The organism is Candidatus Similichlamydia epinepheli (assembly GCF_003056015.1).
In genome coordinates this window covers 1-8,328 of sequence record NZ_PPEU01000035.1, presented here as the reverse complement: position 1 = coordinate 8,328, position 8,328 = coordinate 1, and the positions used below count along the sequence as shown (strand labels likewise).

Genomic DNA, 8,328 nt, shown 5'->3' with positions numbered 1-8,328 from the left:
CAATTAAAGAAACTAGAAAGGCTGTTGCTTTTGGTCGTGGCAAGACAGTTGTAGGTAATCTGCCTTTTGAAGTGTTGAAAGAGATCGCAGAAAAGCCCGATGAAGAAATTGCTAACGTCGATCACGGTCCTAGACTAAAGGTGCACAAAATGACAACAACTGAAAAAAGAATTGCTTCTTCCTCGTCTCGTAGGCGTGGTTGGATAGAAGAGTCCCTCCCTCGTCATTCATAGGAAGTCAATTTTTTGGAATGGAGAGAGTTATGACAGGGAGAAAAATTTTGGTAACAGCTGCTTTGCCTTACGCAAATGGCACGTTACATTTTGGGCACGTAGCTGGAGTTTACCTTCCCGCTGATGTTTTCTCGAGGTTCTGTCGATTTTGTGGTGACTCTGTTCTTTTTATCTCTGGATCAGATGAGTATGGTTTAGCAGTTTCCATTGCAGCAGAATTAGCTGGGAAAAATGCTAAGGAACAATCGCAAATTTATCACACTCTTAATAAACGTCTTTTAGACAGACTTCTTATTTCTACTGATCATTTTTCCAGAACTACTAATCCGTATCATGCAGATTTAGTTTCTTCATTTTTTTTGAGTCTTTCTGCTAACGGTTTTATTGAGCCACAAACAGATGATCATCTCTATTCCCCTGAAGAAGGACGATTCTTAGCTGATCGTTACGTTATGGGACGTTGTCCTTTCTGTGGATTTCAAGAAGCACGTGGAGATGAATGTACTAAGTGTGGTGCTTCATACGAAGCAACTGCACTTCTCAATCCTGTTTCAAAGATTACCGGTAAAAAACTAGAGAAAAGAGCTTCTGCTCATTTTTTTCTTCGATTGGATTTACTTCAAGATGCTCTGAGAAAATGGTTGTCTGGAAAGGAACATTGGAAACCATCTGTATTGAATTCTCTATTGTCAATTTTGGAAGATTTGCATCCTAGAGCTATTACTAGGGATACTGATTGGGGTGTTTCGGTTCCTTTATGCCCAGAGTTTCCTGAGTGTGATTTTTCCAAAAAGGTTTTTTACGTATGGTTTGACGCTCCTCTCGGTTACATTTCTGCCTCTATGGAGTGGGCTGCAGAAAGGGGCGACCCGAATCTTTGGAAAGATTTTTGGGAAGATCCTAATGTTCGTCTTGTTCAATTTATTGGCAAAGACAATTTGATATTTCATGGGTTAATGTTTCCTGGAATGTTGCTGGGTGAGGGTGGTAATTTCAAGTTGGTTGATGACCTTCAAGTCAATCAATTTTATACAATAGAAGGCCAGAAGATTAGTAAGACAGATGGAGTTCATATTGATTTAGAATCTGTATTGAATCGATATGACGTAGAACAGTTCCGTTATATGTTAGCTGCTACGGCTCCTGAACTATCGGATTCTGATTTTCGATGGCACGATTTTCAAAACAAGTGTAATACTGATTTGGTTGGAAAATTTGGCAATTTTGTAAATAGAACCTTAACAGTGTTGCATCGTTGTTGTGGTGGAGTGGTTCCAGAGTGTAACGGCTTTACAGAAGAGGATGACTTAGCTTTAGGTAAAGCAAAAGTCTTGTTGGAAGAAATCTGTGAATGCTATGAGACATGTCGCTTGAGAAGAGCTACACAAGTCTTAATGGAATGTGCACACGTAGCAAATGCATATTTTGACACGACACAGTCTTGGAAGCTTTTGGAGGATGCTCAACAAATTAACCGACTAAACACTGTCCTTTTTTGTTGTTTAGAGTTCATTCGTCTGCTTTCTATTGCTTCTTATCCTATTCTTCCAGAAGCAGCTGAAAAAATGTGGTCGATGATTGGTGGGAGTGGGAGTTTAGGAGATAAAACGTGGAAAGAACGTGCTGAAGAGTCTGTTCTTCCTGGATCCAAGTGCCCTCCAACACAAATTCTTTTTAAGAAAATTTCTGATGAGCAGATCGAGGCAGAGATGAGTCAGTTAATTTCGACTACAGATCCTGTTAGCAAGAAAGAAATGGTTAGCATGGAGGATTTTGACCGGTTAGATTTGCGTGTTGGGAAAATTTTAGAAGCAACACCAGTTCAGCGCTCAGCTAAATTGCTGGTACTTCGTATAGATATTGGGAATGAGATACTTCAAATTCTTTCTGGCATAGCTAAGAGTCACTCACCAGACAGTCTAGTTGGGAAAAAAGTTGTAGTTTTAACTAATCTTAAGCCTATTCGATTAATGGGTGTGGAAAGCCAAGGTATGATCCTTGCTGTTGATATAGGCGAAAACGGAGTAGAGCTTCTACAGCTACAACAAGCTTCCGTTGGTTTTAAGATAAAATAGATACGGTTGTAAACGATCTATGGAGAATATACTCAAACTATTCTCTATATCTATTTTTTAACCTAATAAAACAAAGTTGGGGCAACCAGGAATTGAACCTGGGACCGGCGGTTTATAAGTCCGCTGCTCTAACCAACTGAGCTATTGCCCCATACCAAGCTGCGGGGATTGTACTTCATCGACATCCTGTATGCATGTCGCTTGATGCTTTTCCCCTTTAGAGAGACCTCACTACTCAAGAAGGAACCATTATAAAAATGTTCCAGTTTATTGTTTCTCCTTTGATGGTTTCGTTTTTTAGGGAGCCATTGAAGGTTTTTTTGAGCCTTATACCTTTAATACTCGTTCGTGATCTTTGTGCTTCTTCTGGAGACATGGCCTGGTTAACGGTGTTGAAGACAGTATCACCATTTTTGGGTTTTCTGGGTATTTTTGCTTGTTCTGTTACTAAGGCTCATACTCATCCTGTCTATCTTATAGGATTCCTGGGTATTACTGCTCATTTACCTTTTTTCTCTCTATTTTTTTTACAAGCAACTCCAACTATCATTTTGAGTATTCTATTGATTTACTTTTCCGTTATGAAAACTCTTTTTCCTTATTGGGTAGAGACTCTTCATGTCCTTTATCAAGAAAAAAGATTTAAGGTTTGGACAAAGATTCAATCATATGAATATCTTTTAAGTATTTTTTTAGCCCCTTTTTTTGGGTGGGTGTTAGATCGAAGACACTTGTCTTTTTCTTCTCTTCTTTTACAGTTGACTTTGTGGTCACTTTTTGGCCTTGTTATTCAGGTACTACTAGTAAATAAAGAGTGTTCTTTACAAAAACATTTTAAGAAAGACGACAATACTCTTTTGAGCATTTCTGAACTCTTCCCTCTCTTTTGGGGGAATATGTTTCTAGTTCGCTTTCATGTGATTTTTTTCTTTGTTGGCAGCGGCATGCTTGTATTTAAAATGATCATACCTCTTTTTCTTGCTCCTTTTAAAGAGGCTCTTACATATACAAAATTTTGGGCATTTTCTTTATGGGGACGTGCATTAGGTGGTTACCTGGTTTCTTTGGTAGGAAGCAATTTCTTTTGTCATAACCCATTTTTTGCTCTTAATTGGTTAATCTTATTAGCTTTATCTGAATTGGCCTGTTTTCATTTCCTGGTAGCCTCTGATGGTAAGTCTTCTTCTTTTCTAGGATTAACTTTTTTTTTGGACGGGGTTGTAATTGCGGGTAGTAGGTTAATTTGGGATCTTTCACCCACCATATTTTCTCAAAGTGTAGTGAGTCGTCATTACACTCAGTTGAATTTATTTATGAATGGACTTCGTGGGTTGCTTATACCTGGACTTACTGCTTTTTTATTGTCATGTAACCAATATTTGAATTGGATGATCGCGATTTTTTTGTTGTATTGTTTCGGATTGATTTTAGCTATGAGGTCATCATTAAAAAAAAATAAATTTTTGAACTGAAGACTGTTTTGTCATGGAAAAAAGTTTGGAGTCTTAAGATGGTGGAAGGTAAGAGAATCCCGAACAGTTTAGGGACACATGATGGAACGTTTCACTCAGATGAAGTTACTGCATGCGCTCTTCTTTTGATTTGCAAATGCATTAACCGTGAATTGATTTTTAGGACCAGAGACCCTTTTGTATTGGATAAATGTGAATACGTTTGTGATGTTGGTGGTATTTTCGATCCTAAAGAGAAGAGATTCGATCATCACCAAATTGAATATGATGGCGAGCTGAGCAGTTGTGGAATGGTGCTTAATTTTTTGGAAGAGAATGGCAAATTATCTAGTAGACATTCTAATGCTCTCAGAAATTCTTTGGTGATAGGAATTGATGATGATGATTGTGGTCGTTGTAACCCACAGAAAGGTGTTTGCACTTTTTCAATGGTAATATCAAATTTCAATGCTCTTCGTCCATTTACAGATGAGGAGCAGAATGAAGCTTTTAATTCTGCATTAGATTTTTGTTTGGGCTACCTTGAGCGATTTATTAGACGACAAGATCATGTTCTTTCTAGTTTTGAAGTTGTTAAAAAGACTTTGCAAGAGAGTAAACTGTCATTGATTTTTGATGAGAGTATTCCTTGGATGGAGAGTTTTTTTCTCGCTGGAGGGGAGCATCACCCTGCTGTTTTCCTAGTGATGCCTTCACATAATGAGTGGCATTTGCGTGCCATTCCTGAGTCTATGGAAAAGCCGATGAGTTCTAGAATGCTCCTTCCTGAGTATTGGGCAGGTCTTTTTGGAGAAGAATTCGAAAGAGAGTCTAAAATAAAGGGTGGTGTTTTCTGTCATAAAAATCGATTTCTTTCCGTTTGGAAGACTAAAAAGGCAGCTATGGAGGCGTTGGAGTTTGTCTTAAAATCCGAGAAGGGTTACACCTTTGGCAGCGAATAAAGGGATTCTTTATGAAAACTATCTTTCAACAAATTATCGATGGTGAGCTTCCTTCCGAAAAAATTTTGGAGACGGAACTTATTGTTGTGATTCGTGATCGTTTCCCTGTTTCTTCTCATCATTTTCTTATTATCCCTAAGAAATTGTATTCCACTCTGGATCATATTCCTGATCAGGAGCTGACCATTTTTCAGGAGATATTTAAGATAGCTAAACAGTTAGCTAAAATGTTTTCCTTAGAGGGATGCTATAAACTCTTGCTAAATGTAGGAGAAAAAGGAGGACAAACTATTTTTCATGTTCATGTTCATTTTATTGGTGGAGAAGGGATAGACAATTCGCGAGTTTTACACATTAAATAACTCATATCTGGATTTGTTCTATGCCATTGAAGAGAATTTATCTTTCCTTTGTTCGTACGTGTCGGTCTTGTTTTTTTAGTGTTGAATTTTGGGACCATGTTTTTCTCGTTGTTGGCACATGCATTGGTGGAGGCATTACTGTGCTTCCTGCAGCTATGGCAGAGCAAGGGTGTTTTAAGGGCTTGATTACTCTTACTACGTCATCTATTTTTTCATTGTCTTCTTCACTGCTCTTTCTAGAGCTTTTTTCTAATAGGGATTCAGAAAATTTCTTCTCTTTATTTAAAAGAAAATTACCTTCGGCACTATATTTTATTGCTCTCTGTATTCATAGTTTCATTTGCTTCTCTTCCATAGTTGCCTATATTGCAGGTATGGCCAGTGAACTTATGAATATACAAATTCCAGGTGGTTATTTATTTGGAGCTTTTCTTGTAGTTTTATTTGGAGTAATTCTCCTTGGTTCTTCAAGAGATGCTTTGATGTATGTCAATTCGTTTTTAGTTAAAGCTTTATTTATTTGTTTTTTTTGCCTTCTCTTCTATATGGCAAATTTATTTGATTGTCGTTCAATTACTTGGGTGCGAGGAGAATCAGTTCTTTCTTCACTTCCGATATGTTTGACTTCCTTTAGTCATCAAATGATCATACCGTCTCTCAGAGTGAATTCTCAAAATAGTTTTTTAATAAAGCGAGCTATCATCTTCGGAATTTTTCTAACGTGGTTGATGTATGTTTTATGGGTGATATTTTCTTTTGGGTCTTTGCCTCTTGATGGTCCAAACAGCTTGATTGAGTCTTATCAGGCAGGTATTCCAATGACAATTCCACTTGCCAATACATTGCAAATGAAATTTTTTGCATTTTTGTCTACTTGTTTTAGTTTAATTGTTTTGTTCACATCTTTTCTTGGAATAACTCTTTCTTTTATCGACTTTTTACGTGGCTGTTTTAAGCAACCTCTCTTTCATAATAGATCTATATTGCCCTTTTATGTCCTATTGCTTGCCTCTTTGTTTGCTGTTTGCATTCCTAAAGTGTTCCTTTACTCCTTGAATCTTTCTGGAGGACTAGGTGATGCTACTTTATATGGACTTATACCTGTTTATATTGCCTTACAAGAGTTGAAGTTAGGTTCATTACATTTGCGAGTACTAAATTGGCAAGGAATGTTATTTCTAATAATCATTGGTTCACTTTCAATTGTAACGGAAGTAAGCCAATTATTTTTCGCAAGTTAGATGATTAGGCAGGGGTCTTTGTCAGCTATCTCTCCAGTTGAAAGCCGAATTTTACAGGCGCAAATGCTTTTGGAAGAGTCGTCTCTCGATGGGTGGTTACTTTGTTCTTATAAAAGTAGAAATGATGTATTCGTTCATTTTTTTTCCCCAGAGCTGCCTCTTAACGTGGAATTTCCACTATACTTTTGGATTCCAAGAAGTGGTTCTGCTCTTCTATTAATCGATGAAAGGGATTTCTCTTTTGTGGAATGCCCAATTGAAGTAAGAGCTTATTCCTCTTGGCGTAAACGCAACGAATTTTTTGAGTCTTTACTAGGTTCATCAATTCGTATTGCTTCTGAATTTTCCTTTAAATCCTTTGTTCCGCAAATATCTTTTTTAGATGCTGGTCTGTATACTTTGGTTCGTAGTTTTGGCATTGAAGTTGTTTCAAGCGAAGATATTGTTTCTGAGCTGTTGCAAACTTGGACTCAAACCCATTTGAAAAAACATCTCTTTGCGGCTTCTGTATTGCAGAGAATTTGCTCTTCTTTACCTAAAAAAATAAGTGACGGATTATCTGATGGTTCTCTTACAGAGACTTCTATTCAAAGTTATTTAATATCTGTGTTGAATAAGTATGGCTGCGTTACGAATGTCCCCCCTAGAGTTCTTGTGAACGAACATTCATCATATCCATTTGCACGTTCTCTTGATTCTATGTATGTACATTGGGGAGATTATCTTCTTGTCGACTTATCTTGTCGTAAACAAGAAGAAGATTCTCCTTATGCCACTTTGTCACGATCATTTTTTCTTGGAGACAACCCTCCTTCTGAGTTGTCTAATCTTTTCTTTTTGGGTAAAAAAACTCAAAATGTCGCTTTAGATTTCATGCGCGAACGTCGTAGAGATAGACATTCTTGTTTGGGATGGGAAGTTGATAGAGTTGCTAGAGATTTTATTTCTTTAGCGGACTTTGGGGAATCTTTTAGGTCTTCTTTAGGATATTCACTTGGGACACAATCTTGTGTTGGATTGGGGCCTGCTTTAGACGATTTCTACTGTCATGAAACAAGAACAATTGTGAATCGTAGTGGATTTTGCATTGGACCTGCTTTACATGTTCAAGATGCTTGGGGGATTGATACTAAGACAAGTATTTATCTCTCGAACGAAGGTGATCTTTTCTTAACAACAGGAGAACAAACAGAAATTTATACATTCACAAAAGATCGAGAGATATACATACCATTGGAATCGTCTCCAGTTGTATCTTTTTAGGGAGCACTTACATGAAAGATGAACTTGTTTCCCTTGCTTATAAACGTTGGAAGCTTCGTCAAGTTTTATCAGGTCTTCCTCCGTTACGTATTGAGAAGCTTACTAAGTTAGCTCTCAGATCTGATTATTGTTCTTGGTCATCAGATGAAGTAGTACTTCATATTCAAAATTCAGAAGAAGCATTTAGCTTGGCTGAGTCACTTTCATACTTAGGAAGTTGCTCTAAAATTCTAGTTCGTACCTTGAGGCCTACTTTTTCAATGAGGTTTTTGGAGTTGCCGGAAAGAGAATTCCTCCACTACCAGGGATGTCATGATTTGGAAAGAGAAAAGTTGGCAACCCTCTATTCCTTGAAGGCTCTTTCTCTTGGTTATAACGCTCTCTTATTACGGCTTAGATCAGATCAATTCATCTTTCCTGATCCAGGATTAATTTCTTTTATTTTAGAACTTGCTACGAGGTCTCGTGCCTATAGGGTTCAGTTTGGTTTGGATATAACTTATTTAAATGATCCTAAACAGCTTCTCCAAAACTCTTTAATATCTTTGCCACTTGATTTCTTTTTTCATGCACAAATCGAAAGGTTATTTTCAGATCACGTCTCTCTGTTGCCGCATGAAGCACTTCTAGAAGGAGTTGTGCGTCTTCGATCTATTGTGAAAGAAAATGTTATAATACTTGTCCAAGCCTCACCAGATTTAATTTGGTCAGAGGCCTCATTGATTCATCTTTTGTCTGTAT

8 protein-coding genes and 1 tRNA gene are annotated in these 8,328 nt (G+C 37.4%); 8 read left to right on the top strand and 1 reads right to left on the bottom strand.

Translation table 11 applies throughout. The annotated features are described in order from the left end of the window. Together GCCT14_RS02875 and metG are read left to right on the top strand one after the other, a co-directional pair. Positions 1-233 (top strand): hypothetical protein (locus tag GCCT14_RS02875; protein WP_157952530.1); only part of this gene is annotated, 233 nt, incomplete at its 5' end. A gap of 29 nt (positions 234-262) precedes the next feature. After that, a complete protein-coding gene (gene metG / locus GCCT14_RS02870) occupies positions 263-2,308 on the top strand; it encodes a methionine--tRNA ligase (protein ID WP_108624163.1) in 2,046 nt (681 codons plus the stop codon). Positions 2,309-2,385: 77 nt separating this feature from the next. Here metG and GCCT14_RS02865 read toward each other — a convergent pair. Then, positions 2,386-2,459: transfer RNA gene (locus tag GCCT14_RS02865), tRNA-Ile, on the bottom strand. Between the two features lie 106 nt (positions 2,460-2,565). Here GCCT14_RS02865 and GCCT14_RS02860 point away from each other — a divergent pair. The 6 genes from GCCT14_RS02860 to GCCT14_RS02835 form a co-directional block, all read left to right on the top strand. Further along, positions 2,566-3,780 carry a hypothetical protein gene (locus tag GCCT14_RS02860; RefSeq protein WP_157952529.1) on the top strand — a complete coding sequence of 405 codons (1,215 nt, stop codon included), beginning with the start codon at positions 2,566-2,568 and terminating at the stop codon, positions 3,778-3,780. A 38-nt stretch (positions 3,781-3,818) separates the two neighbouring features. Continuing rightward, complete coding sequence (locus GCCT14_RS02855) at positions 3,819-4,721, top strand: MYG1 family protein (RefSeq protein WP_239978360.1); 903 nt, start codon at positions 3,819-3,821, stop codon at positions 4,719-4,721. Positions 4,722-4,732: 11 nt separating this feature from the next. Next, positions 4,733-5,083 (top strand): HIT domain-containing protein, encoded by a 351-nt coding sequence (locus GCCT14_RS02850; protein ID WP_108624160.1) that lies wholly within the window; start codon positions 4,733-4,735, stop codon positions 5,081-5,083. Positions 5,084-5,103: 20 nt separating this feature from the next. Then, complete coding sequence (locus GCCT14_RS02845; RefSeq protein WP_108624159.1) at positions 5,104-6,324, top strand: aromatic amino acid transport family protein; 1,221 nt, start codon at positions 5,104-5,106, stop codon at positions 6,322-6,324. Positions 6,325-6,342: 18 nt separating this feature from the next. After that, positions 6,343-7,587 carry a M24 family metallopeptidase gene (locus tag GCCT14_RS02840; protein ID WP_157952528.1) on the top strand — a complete coding sequence of 415 codons (1,245 nt, stop codon included), beginning with the start codon at positions 6,343-6,345 and terminating at the stop codon, positions 7,585-7,587. Between the two features lie 11 nt (positions 7,588-7,598). After that, a partial coding sequence (locus GCCT14_RS02835; protein ID WP_157952527.1) for a hypothetical protein occupies positions 7,599-8,328 on the top strand: 730 nt, incomplete at its 3' end.

Excerpts from the sequence above, each read along its gene's own strand:
- GCCT14_RS02850 (WP_108624160.1), top strand. The coding sequence starts at position 4,733 with ATGAAAACTATCTTTCAACAAATTATCGATGGTGAGCTTCCTTCCGAA.
- GCCT14_RS02845 (WP_108624159.1), top strand. The coding sequence starts at position 5,104 with ATGCCATTGAAGAGAATTTATCTTTCCTTTGTTCGTACGTGTCGGTCT.
- metG (WP_108624163.1), top strand. The coding sequence starts at position 263 with ATGACAGGGAGAAAAATTTTGGTAACAGCTGCTTTGCCTTACGCAAAT.
- GCCT14_RS02855 (WP_239978360.1), top strand. The coding sequence starts at position 3,819 with ATGGTGGAAGGTAAGAGAATCCCGAACAGTTTAGGGACACATGATGGA.
- GCCT14_RS02860 (WP_157952529.1), top strand. The coding sequence starts at position 2,566 with ATGTTCCAGTTTATTGTTTCTCCTTTGATGGTTTCGTTTTTTAGGGAG.